At 65.1% G+C, this 16,149-nt stretch carries 13 protein-coding genes, 1 pseudogene and 1 riboswitch; of the genes and pseudogenes, 2 read left to right on the top strand and 12 right to left on the bottom strand.

Annotated elements, in window-relative coordinates; translation table 11 throughout:
- The first annotated feature begins 150 nt into the window (after positions 1–150).
- A complete protein-coding gene (locus V8Z78_RS02255) occupies positions 151–1,158 on the top strand; it encodes a LysR family transcriptional regulator (RefSeq protein ID WP_003063000.1) in 1,008 nt (335 codons plus the stop codon).
- 118 nt (positions 1,159–1,276) lie between these two features.
- On the opposite strand, the gene cobF is transcribed toward V8Z78_RS02255, so the two are convergent.
- Genes cobF through V8Z78_RS02235 form a run of 4 tightly spaced genes read right to left on the bottom strand, consistent with a single transcriptional unit; the run spans position 1,277 to position 4,462 of the window.
- Positions 1,277–2,035 carry a precorrin-6A synthase (deacetylating) gene (cobF, locus tag V8Z78_RS02250; protein WP_349730820.1) on the bottom strand — a complete coding sequence of 253 codons (759 nt, stop codon included), beginning with the start codon at positions 2,033–2,035 and terminating at the stop codon, positions 1,277–1,279.
- Positions 2,035–2,829 (bottom strand): precorrin-4 C(11)-methyltransferase, encoded by a 795-nt coding sequence (cobM, locus tag V8Z78_RS02245; protein WP_057092089.1) that lies wholly within the window; start codon positions 2,827–2,829, stop codon positions 2,035–2,037. Before cobM ends, cobF begins: the two co-directional genes overlap by 1 nt.
- Positions 2,826–3,269 (bottom strand): cobalamin biosynthesis protein, encoded by a 444-nt coding sequence (locus V8Z78_RS02240; RefSeq protein ID WP_003062995.1) that lies wholly within the window; start codon positions 3,267–3,269, stop codon positions 2,826–2,828. The genes cobM and V8Z78_RS02240 overlap by 4 nt, the downstream gene beginning before the upstream one ends.
- The gene (locus V8Z78_RS02235) at positions 3,266–4,462 is read right to left on the bottom strand and encodes a bifunctional cobalt-precorrin-7 (C(5))-methyltransferase/cobalt-precorrin-6B (C(15))-methyltransferase (RefSeq protein ID WP_003062993.1); all 1,197 of its coding nucleotides are present in this window, start codon (positions 4,460–4,462) and stop codon (positions 3,266–3,268) included. The genes V8Z78_RS02240 and V8Z78_RS02235 overlap by 4 nt, the downstream gene beginning before the upstream one ends.
- Between V8Z78_RS02235 and V8Z78_RS02230 the strand changes: the two genes are divergently transcribed.
- Entirely contained in the window at positions 4,455–5,210 is a 756-nt protein-coding gene (locus tag V8Z78_RS02230; protein ID WP_314352874.1) for a cobalt-precorrin-6A reductase, read from the top strand. The genes V8Z78_RS02235 and V8Z78_RS02230 overlap by 8 nt on opposite strands.
- 31 nt (positions 5,211–5,241) lie before the next feature.
- Here V8Z78_RS02230 and cobJ read toward each other — a convergent pair whose 3' ends face one another.
- The 8 genes and pseudogenes from cobJ to cobW form a co-directional block, all read right to left on the bottom strand.
- The gene (cobJ, locus tag V8Z78_RS02225; RefSeq protein ID WP_349730968.1) at positions 5,242–6,030 is read right to left on the bottom strand and encodes a precorrin-3B C(17)-methyltransferase; all 789 of its coding nucleotides are present in this window, start codon (positions 6,028–6,030) and stop codon (positions 5,242–5,244) included.
- Between the two features lie 25 nt (positions 6,031–6,055).
- Entirely contained in the window at positions 6,056–6,796 is a 741-nt protein-coding gene (gene cobI, locus V8Z78_RS02220) for a precorrin-2 C(20)-methyltransferase (RefSeq protein WP_046461938.1), read from the bottom strand.
- 11 nt (positions 6,797–6,807) lie between these two features.
- The gene (locus V8Z78_RS02215; protein ID WP_057092092.1) at positions 6,808–7,437 is read right to left on the bottom strand and encodes a precorrin-8X methylmutase; all 630 of its coding nucleotides are present in this window, start codon (positions 7,435–7,437) and stop codon (positions 6,808–6,810) included.
- A complete protein-coding gene (locus V8Z78_RS02210; RefSeq protein ID WP_223305711.1) occupies positions 7,421–8,692 on the bottom strand; it encodes a ferredoxin-like domain-containing protein in 1,272 nt (423 codons plus the stop codon). Before V8Z78_RS02210 ends, V8Z78_RS02215 begins: the two co-directional genes overlap by 17 nt.
- Positions 8,693–8,890: 198 nt before the next feature.
- Positions 8,891–9,130: riboswitch (cobalamin riboswitch) on the bottom strand.
- A 173-nt stretch (positions 9,131–9,303) separates the two neighbouring features.
- On the bottom strand, positions 9,304–9,924 hold the full coding sequence (locus tag V8Z78_RS02205; protein ID WP_314352876.1) for a vWA domain-containing protein: 621 nt from the start codon (positions 9,922–9,924) through the stop codon (positions 9,304–9,306).
- 44 nt (positions 9,925–9,968) lie between these two features.
- Positions 9,969–11,184 (bottom strand): annotated as a pseudogene (locus tag V8Z78_RS02200) (magnesium chelatase ATPase subunit I).
- Complete coding sequence (gene cobN, locus V8Z78_RS02195) at positions 11,181–15,017, bottom strand: cobaltochelatase subunit CobN (protein ID WP_349730819.1); 3,837 nt, start codon at positions 15,015–15,017, stop codon at positions 11,181–11,183. Before cobN ends, V8Z78_RS02200 begins: the two are co-directional and overlap by 4 nt.
- A gap of 62 nt (positions 15,018–15,079) precedes the next feature.
- A complete protein-coding gene (cobW, locus tag V8Z78_RS02190) occupies positions 15,080–16,126 on the bottom strand; it encodes a cobalamin biosynthesis protein CobW (protein ID WP_046461942.1) in 1,047 nt (348 codons plus the stop codon).
- Positions 16,127–16,149 lie beyond the last annotated feature (23 nt).

Below are 16,149 nucleotides of genomic sequence, written 5' to 3'. Positions count from 1 at the left end.
GCATAGTCGGATGCGTGCAAACCATCCGAATCATGCTCACTTCGGTGCTCGATGCGAGCGGCTCGCTCTCGAACACGGGCTGTGTTCGGTGCCGGCGTTGGCGAGATGCTGCAACGAACTTTGTGGAAGCGATCGACATCCGTTGAAATCATGGCTGCTGACTCGTCTTTTTCTCAGATACAGGCCGGAGCAGGGGCTGCAAGCCCCGAGGGCCGCTTGCTCTTTTCCCGTATGGTCAAGCAGGTGCGGCTGCGTCAGTTGCAGCTTTTGCTGGCTTTGCAGCAATGCGGCTCGGTCATGCAGGCGGCAGTGGAGCTGAGCATGAGCCAGTCAGCGGCTACCCAAGCCCTGGCCGAGCTGGAGCGGGTGCTGGATATCAAGCTGTTCGAGCGCCATGCACGCGGCATGCGGCCCACAGTGGCAGGCCAGGCCTTGATCGATGCGGCACGCGGCATGCTGGTGGGATTGCAGGAAGTGTCCGAATCGCTGGCCTCCATCCGTCGCGGGGCTTCGGCAGCGTTACGCCTCGGGGCCATTCCGGCAGCTGCGCTTTCGGTGCTCTCACAGCTGCTGCCACGCTTTTACGAGGCACACCCGCAGGTCTATGTGGATGTGCATGAGGATGCCAGCGCCCCTTTGCTGTCGCAGCTCATGGCCTCCGGTCTCGATGTGGTGTTCTGTCGCCAGCCCCAGCTTTTGCCGGTGGAGTTTTCCTTCGAGCCGCTGCTGCTGGATGCCGCCGTGGTGATTGCGGATGCTGATCATCCGCTGGTCGGGCGGCGCGATGTGCCGCTGCCTGCCTTGAGGGGCGCACGCTGGGTGCTGCCGAGCTTTGGCATCGCGGTGCGCAATATCGTGGAGACCGAGGTGCTGCCCGTGCTGGAGGATGCCTCCTGGTTTCCGGCCTCCACGGTGTCCCTGCCCGTGCTCGAGGGCCTGCTCACCCAGCCTGGGGCCGTATCACTGGTGCCCCGCAGCATTCTGCCGGGACTGCGTTCCCAGGGGCGTGTGCGTGCGCTGGATGTGCGTATGGAGGGCGGTTTGCCGCCGTTGGGCGCGGTGTATCGCACAGACCATGCGCCAGCGCTGCTGCAGGAGATGCTCAGGCTCTGGCATCGGCTCGAGCTGCCTCATGCATCAGTACCTGCGTCCGCATAGGCTGGCATCGGCAAGCAAGCTGAACACCCTAGGCCATCGAGTCCTTGATGAAGTGACGCACACCGCACGGTGATCCGGTGTGTCCGCCAGGCGACGGATGCGCCTGGGCGACCTTGGGTCAGGGGGCCGCGACCCTGCGCAGCAGGTAGATGTCCATGATCCAGCCATTTTGCGCGCGGGCCTGGGCGCGCCTGCTGGTGATGTCTGGCGCGATGTCGCAAAGCCGGCCATGCATGAGCAATTGCTGGGGCATGCCCAGATAGGCGCCCCAGTAGATGTCGACATCGGTGTCTTTCAACTGTTCATAGCTGCGTTGACCATCCAGCATCACGATCAGGGTGTTCACCCCGGATGGCCAGCCGTTTTCGCGCAGCTGGCGACCGGTGGTGATCAGAAAGGGTTCGCCGATCTCATTGAGGGCAATGCCGTGGGCACTGCACAGCACCTGCATGGAAGTGATGCCAGGCACGACGCATACCTGTTCGCGGGCCAGGCCCAGACGCGAGGCAATGCGCAACGTGCTGTCGTAGAGGGCCGGGTCGCCCCAGACAAGCAGGGCCACGCGTCCCGAACGGGCAGGCAGGCGGTCCTGAAGACTGGCTTGCCAGCGCCGGGCAATGGCCTCATGCCATTCGTCCACCTGCTGGTCGTAGTCCGATCCCTGCTGACGGCGTTGCGGCATGTCGAAGTGAGCAATTCGGCTCTCTTCCACGGCCAGGCTTTGCAGCAGCGACAGGCGGACCTGGGCCAGCTCGGCCTTGCTATCCTCCTTGTGCGGCAACAGAACCAGGTCGGCGCTGCGGATCGCTTTCTCTGCTTCCCGGGTGAGGTGATCGGGGTTGCCCGTGCCGATGCCGATCAGGAACAGCTCCAGCATCAGGCGTCCTCGGTTCCGCGAGGGAAGCGCGGTTCGTCTCCGCGCGGCCGGTAGCGGCGATCGTAGTCATTGGCATAGAGTCGGCTGTTGCCGAAATCCTGCTGGCTCAGTGTGGCCCCGACCAGAATCAGTGCGCTGCGCTGCAGCGGATTGGATTGGGCGGCGCTGGCGATATCTCCCACGCGGGTGCGCAGCAGTTGCTCGTCCGGCCATGAGGCGCGCCAGACAATGGCTGCAGGGCAATCCGGGCCGTAATGGCTGGTGAGTTCCTGCTGCACCTGCTCGGCCACATGGACCGACAGATGAATCGCCAGCACGGCGCCGGTCGCCGCGAAGGCGGCCAGGGTTTCGCCGTCGGGCATGCTCGACGCCCGGCCCGAGGTACGTGTCAGCACCACCGATTGGCAGGAGCCGGGCAGTGTCAGCTCGGCCTCCAGCGCAGCGGCTGCGGCACTGAAGGCGGGGACGCCGGGAGTGACGGTGTAGGGGATGTTCAGCTCGCGCAGGGCGCGCAACTGCTCACCCATGGCAGACCAGATGCTCAGGTCGCCGGAATGCAGGCGGGCGACATCCAGCCCTTGTTCGTGTGCAGTCTGGATTTCGGCCACGATGTCTTCCAGCGACATGGGGGCGGTGTTGACGAGACGGGCTCCGGCAGGGCAGTGCGCCAGCAGCTCGCTGGGTACCAGCGAGCCTGCGTACAGGCACACAGGTGAGGCGGCCAGCAGATCACGCCCGCGAACGGTGATGAGGTCGGCCGCACCGGGGCCGGCTCCGATGAAATGAACGGTCAAGGCAAAACTCCAGGGATAAATGGTGTGGGCAGAGGCAAGCCGGCAATCGCCAGCGTCGCACGTCGGTCTGCCGAAACGGTGCGCAGCACCAGCAGCCGGCTATGGGCCAGGGCGGCGCCGGCATGCAGGGCCAGGGCTTCTGCAACGCTGCCCGTGGCAAAGCGCTGCTGCAATCTTGCCGAATGCGACGGCGTGGCTATATGCGCAATCGCGCTTTCGGCACAGGTCTTCCAGTCGATATGGCCAGGAATCTGGCTGGCCCAATCCTGCAAGGCGCGCGCTGCTGAGGTCTGGCTCCTGGTGGCCAGCAGGGCAAAGGTCCAGCGGCAGGGCGCTGAATCCGCGCTCTCGAGGCTCTGGCAGGCCTGGGTCCAGCAGCTTTCGAATGATTGAGGCAGAGCACCGGCTTGAAAGCCCCAGCCTGCGAACAGATATCTCATTGGCTGCTCCAGACCCACTGCACCAGGGGGCGGGCTGGGGACCAGGAATGCATGCTGCCCAGGCTCTGAGCTTCGCTCCATTGCAACTGATACAGCTGGCCGCCATGCGTACGGTGCAGCTCCAGCAGCAGTGCCTGGGTGTGCAGCGCCACGGCATTCACCACGAGGCGCCAAGGCCCGGAAAGACGCATGCACAGGGCATTGAACAGCTCCGCGCTGAAGCCGCCGCCGACAAAGACGGCCTGCGGCTCTGGCTGCAGACGGGGCAGGGCTGCCAGGGCATGGTCATGAACCACTTCGAGCGCTGCCGCATAGCGCTGCGCATTCTGCGCAATATTGGCCGTACGCGCGGCATGCTGCTCCACGCAGATGGCCTGTCCGCCAGCCAGACACCACTCGACGGCGACCGAGCCCGAACCCGCACCCAGATCCCAGAGCCACTCGCCCTGGCGCGGAGCCAGCGCAGCCAGCGTCATGGCGCGCACCGGGCTTTTGGTGATCTGCCCGTCGTGTGCAAACTCACCGATGGGTCTGCCTGGTACCCGGGACAGACCTTTATCGCCGCGCGCTTCGAAAGCCGCAGTCACAGGGGCCTTGGCCGGCTGGGTTGCCAGCAGGGCGGCCAGCTCGCGCACCGTGCCGCTGCGTATGTCCTGCTGATCGCTGCCTGCCTGCTCCACCAGCCACAGAGGGCTGTCGCCCCAGCCCTGCTGCAGCAGCCATTGAGCCAGAGTGTGAGCGGCCGGGCCATCGCGCAACAGGCAGATAAAGCGCTCTTGAGGCGCCAGCAGAGGCGTCAGGCTGCTCAGGCTGCGGGCATGCAGGCCCAGGCAGTGGGTGCGCTCCTGGGACCAGCCCAGCTCGCCTGCAACCCAGGAAAATGTCGAGGGTTGAGGGTAATTGCGCCACTCGCCCAACTCCAGGTGCCTGGCCAGCGATGCCCCGGCACCGAAGTGAAACGGATCGCCGGACACCAGCACGGCCACGCCTTGCTGTCCACGCAGCTGCAGCACGGGCTCGACGCTGAAGGGGATCGGCCAGGCTCTGCCACGCGCTCCTGCTTGCGCCAGCGCCAGATGACGCGGACTGCCGAACACAACACTGGCATCATCCAGGGCTTGTCGCGCTGCAGGGCTTAGGCCTTCCAGCCCTGACGGATGAATTCCGATAATTGAAAGCCACGGATTGGCCATGACCCAAGTTCTCCTGTTAGGCGGCACTTTCGATGCCTATATCTTGTCCACGCTGCTGCATGAGGCCGGGGTGCAAGCCATCTATTCCTATGCCGGGGCCACCCAGACGCGTCGTACTCCGGCCTTGCCCGTGCGTGTGGGCGGTTTTGGCGGCGTGCAGGGGCTGGTCGATTACCTGAGTGCGCATCACATCACCCATGTCATCGACGCCACCCACCCATTCGCCGCACAGATGAGTGCCAATGCCATTGCGGCCTGCGCCCAACTGGATCTGCCCTTGCTGTCCATGGAGCGGCCAGCCTGGCAGGCGCAGCCTGGCGACCAATGGCAGCATGTGCCGGATATGGCGGCTGCCGCACAGGTCTTGAGTCGGTCTTTGAAGCGAGTGTTTCTGGCCATAGGACGCAAGCAGCTGGCGGCGTTTGCGGGTCTGGACGACGAGCACCAGTTTGTGCTGCGCGTCATCGACCAGGAGGGCGGCGCCTTGCCTTTGCCGGCATCCAGCTATGAGCTGATCGTGGCGCGCGGCCCGTTCCGGCTCGCCGATGAGCTGGCGCTGCTCGGGCAGTACCGCATCGATTGCATCGTCAGCAAGAATGCCGGTGGCGCAGATACCTATGCCAAGATCGAGGCTGCGCGGCAGCTGGGCATTCCGGTCATCATGGTCGACAGACCGGTGCTGGCGCCGCGCACCCAGTGCCAAAGCCCTCAGCAGGCCATGGAGTGGCTGCGCCGCCAGCGCTGCTGAGCAACCGCGCCTGGCAAGACCTTGCGCGCACTCAGGCATGGTCTGTCACGGCAGAGGCAGTGCTGCTGCCGGCCTCATAGCTGCGCGGGGTGTAGACATGCCTGCCAACCCGCCTGGTCTGGCTGTTACCCACAATCACCACCGTGCGCATATCGGCCATGTCGGCTCGTGCGTCCAGCAACTGCACGACCCGCAGCGTCTCATCGGGGCGGCTGACGTTGCGAGCAAAGCAGATCAGGCGCTCGGGCTCGCATTCCTGCTGCAGCACCTGCAGTGCCCGGGAAAAGCCTTGCGGGCGCGATCGGGAGCAGGGGTTGTAGAACGCCATGGCGAAATCGGCCTGGGCGGCCAGACGGATGCGGCGCTCGATGATGCTGGCGGGTTTGAGGTTGTCGGACAGATTGATGGTGCAGAAGTCATGCCCCAAGGGGGCGCCCAGGCGGGCTGCCGCTGCCAGCATGGCGGTGATACCCGGCTGCACCTGCACGTCCACACCCTGCCAGCGGGCTTGCTCCTCGGGGCTGGCCTGCTCCAGCGTCTCGAACACGGCACTGGCCATGGCGAACACGCCCGGGTCGCCCGACGAGAGCATCAGCACCTTGCGGCCCTGGGCTGCAAGATCCAAGGCATTGCGCGCACGCTCCAGCTCCTCGCGGTTGTCGCTGGCGTGCAGCTGCAGATGTTCCAGACCCTGCAGCCGCTCCACATAGGGAAAGTAGCCGAATGCATCGCTTGCGCTGGCGATGCTGTCGCGCACCTGCTGCGTCAGCAGAGCATCATCGCCCGGGCCCAGGCCCAGCACCAGGAGTTGTGGAGGCATTGTGGTCGTGCTCATGACAGCGCATTCACATGTCGTTTGCCGGGCGGCGGCCCTGGCCGTGCACGACGATGATGGCGAAATAAGGGCAGCGCTCGGGTGCGTCGCTCAGCGGCATGACCTGCTGATCGCTCATGGTGCCGTTGATGACCAGCCAGGCGCGGTCCAGCTTGCCTTGCTCGCTCAGCAGCGCACGGATGCGGCCCAGATGCCGTCCCACCTTCATGATGACCAGCGCGTCCGAGCGCGCCATATGCTCGCGCAGCGGTGTATCGGGCAGGGTCGCGGGCAGCACGCTCATCACATCGTCACCCCAGGTCATGGGAATGCCGGTGGCATGCCAGCAGCCCACCATGCCGGGTATGCCGGGCAGCACCTCGACCGTCACCTGCGCCGCCTGGCGCAGACGCACATAGAGGTGCATGAAGGAGCCGTAGAAGAATGGATCGCCTTCGCAAAGCACGATCACATCCTCGCTGCGCGTCAGCTGTGTCAGCCGGGACTGCCAGTCCTGATAGAAGCTGGACAGCTGGGCGATATAGCGCGGGTCGTCGTGCGGGATCTCCGTGGTCAGCGGGTACTCCATCGGGTACTCCGTGACCTCGGCATGCAGCAGGCCGTTGACCAGTTGCCGCGCCTTGCCCGGGTGACCGCGTTTGCGGAAGTAGGCCACATGGCGGGCGTTCCTCAGCAGGCGGTCGGCCTTCACGCTCATCATGTCGGGATCGCCGGGACCCAGTCCCACGCAGAAGATTTTTCCGTGATTCATGGTGACTCTTCCTACTCCACCGTGGTTGCCAGCGCGTTGATGGCGGCAACCGTGATGGCGGAGCCACCGAGGCGTCCTTGCACGATGGCAAACGGAATCTGTCCCCATTCGCGCAGAGCGTCCTTGGACTCCGCAGCTCCCACAAAGCCGACCGGGCAGCCGACGATGGCCGCCGGGCGCGGACAGCCCGGGTCCTGCAGCATATGGAGCAGATGAAACAGGGCCGTCGGCGCATTGCCGATGGCGACCACGGCGCCGTCCAGATGCTCGCGCCACAGCTCCAGTGCTGCGGCGCTGCGGGTGTTGCCCATGTCGGCTGCCAGCGCTGGCACACGCGGGTCCTGCAGGGTGCAGATGATGGGGTTCTGGGCCGACAGGCGCTTGCGCGTGATGCCCTCGCTGACCATGCGTGCATCGCAGAGCACGGGTGCTCCGCGCCGCAGTGCGGCTTCCGCCGCTTCGGCAAAGGTCGGGGAGAAATGGATACGTGCGGCCAGCTCCACCATGCCGGCTGCGTGAATCATGCGGCAGGCGACCCGCTCTTCCACGGGGTTGAAGCGCTTGAGATCGGCCTCTCGGCGGATGATGCTGAAGGATTGCCGGTAAATCTCTTCACCGCACTTTTCATAGTTGTAGGTCATTGAGTTGTTGCTGTATATCGTGAGGATCGGAGTTCAGAGGCCGATAGGGAATGGATGCCCTGGCTGACGGTTGCGCTTCGGCGGGGCTGGCGTGCAGCCATATCTGGCCCGTTGTGTCCTGGCTGGCAAACACCACACTTGTCGCATCGGCAGGCAGGGCACAGAGCTTGGCGCAGCCGCTGATATGAAGATGCCGGTCCGCTGCCTGTGAGCTGGCGAATTGCAAGGCCATGGGCTGGGCCGGGATATGGGCCTGAGGGCAGTTGGGTGCTCCGGTGCAGGCCGAGACCCGCAGGCGCACATCCGTGGACTGGCTGATCCAGTCCCTGGCATCGAGCCGGGCAGGCAGTGAATCCAGGTGCTTGTTCGGCAGAAGCAAGGATTTCCAGGGCGTGACCCGGATCTCCGCTTGTTCGGGCATGAGAGCTGCCAGCTTCTGTATGGCCCATGCGTCCAGGCGTCCCAACGGGGCGCCGAGCAGCAGGCCGTGAGGGTTGGGCGCTCCGGGCCGCAACGACCTGGCAGCGTTCCTGTCCAGAGTCCGGGGCTCAAGGTGATGACTTGCCTTGGCGAGTCCGCAGACCTGACGGTCGATGGGCTTGACAAGGCCGCGCAATCGGCCTGCCGTCTGCGAGCTGCGCTCACGGGCAAACCACAGGGCAATCTGTATGGCTGCCTGCACAGCAGCCGGTGCAGTCTCAAAGCCATACCAGTCTTCCGATTGGCCCAGGGCAAGCCCATAGCCTCCATCGGCGCAGGCCCATAGCTGAAGGTCGGAGCTCAGGCTTCGGAGATGACACTGCGGATCGTCGACCAGCATGTCGAATTTGCCGGGCAGGGCCGGCATGTTCTGCTGTTGCAGGGCCAGGGGACTGAGATCACGCGCCGTTGCCACGGAAAGCGCCAGAGCCAGTGCATGGGTGCGATCTCCTCTTGTATAGAACGGAGTGCAATGCACGGCAGGCGCCAGATCTGCCTGTTCATCGGCTGGGGCCAGTCTCGAGACAACGAGCGCCGTGCGCAAGGCAGGCAGGGCCGATTCGTGCACGCCGCGCAATTGCAGATTGCCGAGGCGGGTCAACTCGATCTGGCCCGAGGCATGGGTTCGTGCGAGGTCGGCCAGTACCAGCCACTGAACGGCGGTTAGAGATGCGCAGCGAGGGCGTACGCGCACAATCCAGCCGTCCTGTGCCTGCATGGGTTTCCAGGTGCTGGGACACCAGCCACGAATCTGGATGGGCTCAGGGCTGGACAAGCTTTGCTCCAGGCGACGAGGCCAGGGCACGGCCGGCCCACTGGGACAAATCGGACTGGCAAATTCCATGCAACATAGGTCATCCACGGTCGGTTTGGCCGATACCCGGGCCAGACAAACAAAATGTGCAGAGGGAAATGAAGAGGTGATAAGCCGCACGCAGGCGTTGGCATATCACAAGCCACATGCAACCCCGCTGCGCCTTGTACACACCAGGCCGGTCTCCGGACTTACAGAGCCCACCTGAGGGTGGCATGTCGATGCGCCTTCCCGCTTTCGCAGTGGCGGCCATGGCCGTGGGCCAGAGCATGCATCTCCATATCTCTGATTACCGTTGCGGGTGCAGTGCAGGATTGGTGGGAACTCCATTCACCTGCTTCTCGTTTCACCTCCGCGTGCCAAAGCACGCTATGAGGCACCTGTGGTGGCGCGATCTTACGCGATAACCTGGTGCACACGGCCGAACTCATCGGCCTGGCAGCAGCTTTCCTGCCGCCTGTGCGGCGACCGGATATCGATAGGGCGGGCAGGGGGCGGCGTGATGTCCTGTTAGATGATTATCAAAATAGATAGCTATTAACGCTTTCCTGTTAAGCGGTAGATGCCTTTTCTTAGCTAAATTTCAGCGGCAGTCGCAAGGTATCCGGCCAGACCTTTACCAACCGCTCGGCACCGCCAAACAGACGCTTGCTCTGGACCGCAGCGGTTTCACAGTCCACCAGAACCTGTGCCACGGCAGGAGCAGGCCAGCGCTCCAGCTGCAGCACATCGGGGCTGCGGAAGTCGCTGATCAGCCACAGGCAGGATGATTGCCGGGAGTATCTGGCAGTCATCTGCCAGCCCGCCTGCAGGGCCTGGGCCAACGGCGTGCCGCCTCCGCCGCGTAGCGGCTCGATCAGATCGGCATTCCAGCGTGGCGCCCGCGTGGGCTCCAGCAGCCAGTGCAGCCGGCCTGCGCCGAAGCAGAGCAGGGCCACGGATTCGCGCTGCAGATAGGCCCGGCGCAGCCACTGCAGCAGCAGGCCCTTGGCCTGGGCGAATGCGCCGCTCTCCACCATGGAGGCCGAGCAGTCCAGCAGGAACAGGTGTTGCCTGCGTACAGCTCCCTCGGGCTGGCGCCAGCGCAGATGTGCGTGTACCAGTGGCTGGTCCTGGCGTTGCCGCAGGGTGGCTGTCCAGTCAATCGATGCCCCTGGCATCTTGTGGACGCTGGGTACGGCATGGCTGGCCAAGGCCAGGCCATGGTTTTCGGAGCCGATTTGCCCCCGGCCGGCGCTCAGCGCAGCGGACCGGAGGCTCGGGCTTTTTTTTGCGGCCAGGGCCTCCAGGGCTGCCTGTGCCATGGCATCGGCCTGTTGTGCATCGAAGGCGGTGCTGCTCACGGCTTGAGCCTGTCCCCAGCCGGCAGGCGGCTGTTCGAGGCTCGGGCCTGCCTCTTGAGGCAAGGAGCTGGTGGCGCCGGGCTCGCGGGTAGCCGGTGAATGAGATGCTGGTGCCTGGGTATCAGGCTCTGTGCGGGCTGCGCTGCCCGCGCCTGACGGTGTGGCGGGCGTTGCCGGCGGCTGGGCGGAAGGCGTGGCTGCAGGGGGCTGCCGCAGCTGGCTGGAGCTGCCCGGATCTGGCTGGCTGGCGCGATGCTGCAGCACCAGTGGCGCGACTTCGGACACATGTGCGGGCGTGATGCTCTGACTGCCTTGCCAGGCCGCCAGAGCGCGTGCAGCACGCAGCATGACCAGGTCGGCACGCAGTCCGTCCACCTGGGCGGCAATGCACTGCAGGGCCACGGCCTCGTGGACGGCATCGCTCCATGTCAGCTCCGAGGCATTGCGGCAACGGCTGCGGGCCAGCGTCAGCCTTTGGCGAATCTCCTGCTGCCCGGTTGCATGAGATCGGGCGAAGCCCTGGGGATCCTGATCAAAGCGCAGCCTTGCCTTGACGATGCTGCTGCGCAGCTGCGGGTCCTGAGCATTGTCCAATTGCACACAAAGGCCCAGTCGGTCCAGCAACTGTGGCCGCAGCATGCCTTCTTCGGGGTTCATGGTGCCGATCAGCACAAAGCGCGCGGCATGGCTGTGCGAGATGCCGTCGCGCTCTATGCGATTGATGCCGGAGGCCGCCACGTCAAGCAGCACATCGACGATGGCATCGGGCAGCAGATTGATTTCATCGACATAGAGCACGCCGTCGTGCGCCTTGGCAATCAGACCCGGAGCGAAGCCCACTTCGTGGCCTGAGAGCGCCTTGGACAGGTCCAGACTGCCGGTCACATGCTCGATGGAAGCGCCTAGCGGCAGGGTGACAAAGGGCGCAGGGGTCAGCAGGTCCGCCAGCGCGCGGGCCGCCGTGGACTTGGCCGTGCCGCGCGGGCCTCGAATCAGCACGCCGCCCAGCTGCGGCTCTATCGCGGCGAGCAGCAGGGCCTGTACCAGGGTGGGCTGCCCCTGTATCGCCGAGAGTGGGAATACGGGTGCCGGATCGTGGTTGGGGCTCATTGGGAAACCTGTCCTTCCATGAATTCTTCGTGCTCCAGCATCTGGGCCAGCAGGTTCTGGCGGTGCGCGCCGGGCTGTTCCCACATGCCGCGGTCTATGGCTTCCAGCAGGCGCGAGACGATATCGCCCAGTGCTTGTGGATTGTGCTGGCGCAGAAACTGTCGCACGTTCTCGTCTTCCACATAGGCCTGGGTGACCATGGCGTAATGCTGGTCCGAGACCAGCGCGGTGGTGGCATCGAAGCCGAACAGATAATCCACCGTCGCCGCTATCTCGAAGCCGCCCTTGTAGCCGTGGCGCATGGCGCCCGCAATCCATTTGGGGTTGGTGACGCGGGCGCGCACCACGCGGCCTATCTCCTCGGCCAGGGAGCGAATCCTGGCAGACTGAGGATTGCCGTGGTCGCCATGATAGATGGCAGGGTCGCTGCCGCCCAGGTGCCGCACGGCCGCCACCATGCCGCCCTGATGCTGGTAGTACTCGCTGGAGTCCAGCAGGTCATGCTCGCGGCTGTCCTGGTTCTGTAGAACCACATCGAGTGCCTGCAGACGCTGCTCCAGCGCGGCGCGGGCCGGCACGCCATCGGCCTGCTGGCCGTAGGCATAGGCACCCCAGTGCAGATAGTGGCGTGCAAAGTCGCCCGCATCGGTCCACTGACCGGTACGCAGCATCTCATGCATGCTGGCACCATAGCTGCCGGTGGGCGCTCCGAAGACGCGCCATAGCGCCTGTTCGCGGGCCGCGTCGGCGCTCAGGCCCTGGTCCATGGCGGTTTGCGTGTCGCGCAGCATGCGGGCGCGGATAGGGTTGTCCTCGGCGTCCTCATCGAGCTCGGCCACGGCACGTACCGCGGCATTGAACATCTGCACCACATTGGGAAAGGCATCACGGAAAAAGCCACTGATGCGCAAGGTCACGTCAACGCGCGGGCGGCGCAGGCCCACGGCGGGAATGATTTCGAAGTCGGTCACGCGCTGGCTGCCGGCCGCCCATTTGGGACGCACACCGATCAGGGCAAAGGCCTGGGCGATATCGTCACCGCCGGTGCGCATGGTGGCTGTTCCCCAGACGGAAAGACCTATGGCCTGTGGATATTCGCCATGCTCCTGCAGATAACGCTCCAGCACGCGCTGCGCGGACTGCTGCCCCAGTGTCCAGGCAGTCTGGGTGGGGATGGCACGGGTGTCCACGGTGTAGAAGTTGCGCCCTGTAGGCAAGGTGTCGCAGCGCCCGCGCGAGGGTGAGCCGCTGGGGCCCGGCGGCACAAAGCGTCCTTGCAGTGCTTGCGAGAACTGCAGCAGCTCCTGCGGGCCGCAGGCATCCAGTGACGGTGCAATCTGCTGCTCTATGCGCGTCAGCACTTGGAGTGTGTGCGGCCAGTCGCGGGCCAGCGCGGGATTGGCAATGACCTGCAGGGCCAGCAGCTCGAGCCGCTCGCGCGTGTCGCCGCCATGGCGCCAGGTGCCGGCATCCTGCTGCTGCAGCGCGGCCGGACGCGGGCCGTTCCAGGGCGCGGCGGCATCCATGTCCAGCGGGTTCCAGTCCATGGCCGGCAGCAGGTCGGCTGTCAGCGCGTTGAGCAGGCCTTGCTCGCTGCCGGCATTGCCGGGATAGCGTGCCAGCGAGAGCAGGGTGGATTCGCGCAGTTGGCCCTGTGGCGAGCTGCCGAAGATATGCAGGCCATCGCGGATCTGGGTTTCCTTGAGTTCGCACAGATAGGCATCGATGCGTTCCAGCAGCAGCTCGTCGGCGCCGGGCTGCGCGCCCGCCGCTTCGAGGCCGAGTTCGCGCAGCAGATCCTGCTGCCTGGCGCAGTCCAGAATCTGCTTGCGCAGCATGCCGGAGCGGCGCAGATCGACCAGCAGGGCTTCGTAGTATTCGTCCACCAGGCGCTCTAGCTCCTGCATGGGGCCGTGGTTTTCGGCGCGCGTGAGTGGCGGCATCAGATGGTCGATGATGACAGCCTGGCTGCGGCGCTTGGCCTGAGCCCCTTCGCCGGGGTCGTTGACGATGAAGGGGTAGACATGCGGCAGCGGGCCGAGAATGGCATCGGGCCAGCATTGCTGCGAAAGCGCCAGGCTCTTGCCCGGCAGCCATTCCAGATTGCCATGCTTGCCCACATGGACCATGGCGTCCACGCCGAATACATCGCGCAGCCAGAAGTAGAACGCCAGATAGTGATGGGGAGGCACCAGCTCGGCGTCGTGGTAGCTCGCGTAGTCATTGCGCCCATCGAGCGAGCGCGCGGGCTGTATGCCGACAAAGACATGGCCCAGCTGCAGGCCCGCAATCATGAACCAGCCGTCGCGCAGCATGGGGTCCTGTTCGGGCGCACCCCAGCGCTCGGCTATGGCCTGGGCCATATCGCCGGGCAGCTTTGCCAGGCGCTGTTGATAGGCCTGCAGCGAATAGCCCTGGCTCGCGGGACGCAGAGGCCATTTTTTCGGGTCATTGGCAATGCCTTGCTGCAGCAGGCCCATCAGAGCCAGACCGGAGTCGGGCCGCGCAGCAGCATCGCCCAGCTGCCAGCCGTCACTTGCCAGCTGATCCAGCAGGGCGATCACGGATTCCGGCGTATCGAGACCCACGCCGCTGCCCATGCGTGCCTCGCTGCCTGGGTAGTTGGCCAGTATCAGCGCGGCTTTCTTCTGCGTTGCAGGCTTGCTGCGCAGCCGACACCAGCGCCAGGCCAGCTCGGCAATCCAGGCGACGCGGTCGGGCTCGGCCTGGTAGCTGATCACATCGGTTTGCGTCAGCTCGCAGCGATGGGCCAGGCCTTTGAAGCTCATGGCGCGCGTCATGATGCGACCGTCCATCTCGGGCAACACCACCTGCATGGCAATGTCGCGCGGGCGCAGGCCCTGGCTGTCGGCCAGCCAGTCCTCGCGGTTGCTGCCGCTGGCAATCACCTGCAGCACAGGGATGTCGCCCGCCAGCGCATCGGCCGCTTCACCAGTGCGCGCATGTTCTCCCAGTGCGGCAAACGCCGTGGTGTTGAGAATGATCTGCACCTGGTGGGTGATGCACAGGGAGCGCAGCGTCTGCAGGCACAGCCCGTCCTTGAGCGACTCCAGGGCCAGCGGCAGCGGGTTCAGGCCGCGTGCGAGCAGGGCGTCGGCCATGAGGTCGAAGGCCTCGGTATTGGCCGCCAGCAGATGCGAGCGGTAGAAGACCAGCATGGCCACGGGGGCGCCGGGCGTCCAGCGTGCCTGCAGGTCGTCCAGGCCCGGAAGATGCCCTGCATCGTCAGCCAGCCAGGCTTGAGGCACATGCACGGCCACGGGGGGCAGCACCCGCACGGGCGCTCCCTCGCGGCCCTGGTTCAGGCCCCAGGCTGCCGCCATGTGCAGGAACTCGCGTGCATTGCCCAGGCCGCCGGCGCGCAGGTATTGCCATAGAGCACGGCTTTGCTCGGGCTCCAGCGTGCCCTTGGCCAGCAGCTCCGGATCTTCCTGGTTGTCGCCAGAGAACATGGCCAGCTTCTGGCCCTTGCGGCGCGCCAGCTTTTGCAGCTGCTCGATGCCGTAGGGCCAGGTGGACTCGGCTCCCAGATGATCAACGATGACCAGCCTGGCATGCTGTAGCACCTCGTCGATATACAGATCGAGCGAGGCGCTCTGGCGCAGATGCAGCAGGTTGGCCAGGCGCAGCGTGGGCGTGGAACTCGCGGCCCGGGGCTCGGCCTGCAGCCACATCCGGTAGGCATCGGCCAGCAGCGACAGCGTGGTGTCTGCGGAACTGAGCACCACCATGTCTGCAGGCGTCTGGTCCAGACGGGTGATGATGCTGTCGTCTTCGACAAAGCCGCCAGGGCGGGAGCTGAGCAGGTGCATGATTCAAAAAGATAGCTTTATCCGCTTGCCAGTAAAGCGATAGAGGCCGATTTGCTTGGATTTTATGCCTGGGCGCCCAGCAAGGCCTGGCGCAGCACGGCGGCGTCCAGCTGCTTGCCGATGAACACCAGACGCGTGGCCGCAGCTTCGCCGTCGGCCCAGGCACGGTCGAAATAGGCATCGAAGCGGCGGCCCACGCCCTGTACCAGCAGACGCATCTTCTTGCCCGGCAGCGCGGCAAAGCCCTTGACGCGCAGCACGCCATGCTGCTCCACGATGGACTGCAGGGCCAGCATCAGGCGATCACGGTCCACGGCACCCAGGTCCAGGTGCAGGGAGTCGAAGGCATCGTGGTCATGGTCTTCGTCATGGTCGTGGTGGCTGTGCTTGTCGTCGATCGACAGCTCGGCGGCGCAATGCTGGCCCAGCAGCACGTTCAGGGGCACCTGGCCCTGCACGGCTTCGATCATCTTCACACTGGCTGGCACCTCTTCGGCCACCAGGGCACGCACCTGGCCGAGTTGTTCGGCCGTGACCAGATCGGCCTTGGACAGCACCACCAGGTCGGCGGCCGAGAGCTGATCCTCGAACAGCTCGTGCAGGCTGGCGTCGTGGTCCAGATTAGGGTCGGCCTGACGCTGTTCATCGACGGCATGCGGGTTATGGGCAAACTGGCCGGCAGCCGCAGCGGGCGTGTCGACCACGGTGACCACGGAATCGACGGTGAAGACATTGGCAATATCGGGCCACTGGAAGGCCTGGACCAGGGGCTTGGGCAAGGCCAGGCCGCTGGTTTCGATCAGCAGTACATCGATGTCGGCGCGGCGCTCGGCCAGGGCCTTCATGACGGGGAAGAACTCTTCCTGCACGGTGCAGCACATGCAGCCGTTGGCCAGCTCGTAGATCTGGCCGTCGGCACCACCTTCTTCCTTGCAGCCTATGGCACAGGTCTTGAGGATTTCGCCGTCAATGCCCAGTTCGCCGAACTCGTTGACGATGACCGCTACGCGCAGACCCTTGGCCTGCTCGAGGATATGGCGCATCAGCGTGGTCTTGCCGCTGCCGAGAAAGCCGGTGACGATGGTGGCGGGGATCTTGGTGGTTTGCATGGATCTATCTCCGGTAGAGGAAA

This window comes from Comamonas sp. wu1-DMT (assembly GCF_040187805.1).
GTDB classification, from domain to species: Bacteria; Pseudomonadota; Gammaproteobacteria; order Burkholderiales; family Burkholderiaceae_C; genus Comamonas; species Comamonas thiooxydans.
The sequence above is the reverse complement of the archived record's forward strand: the minus strand, read 5'-3'. Positions and strand labels throughout refer to the sequence as shown.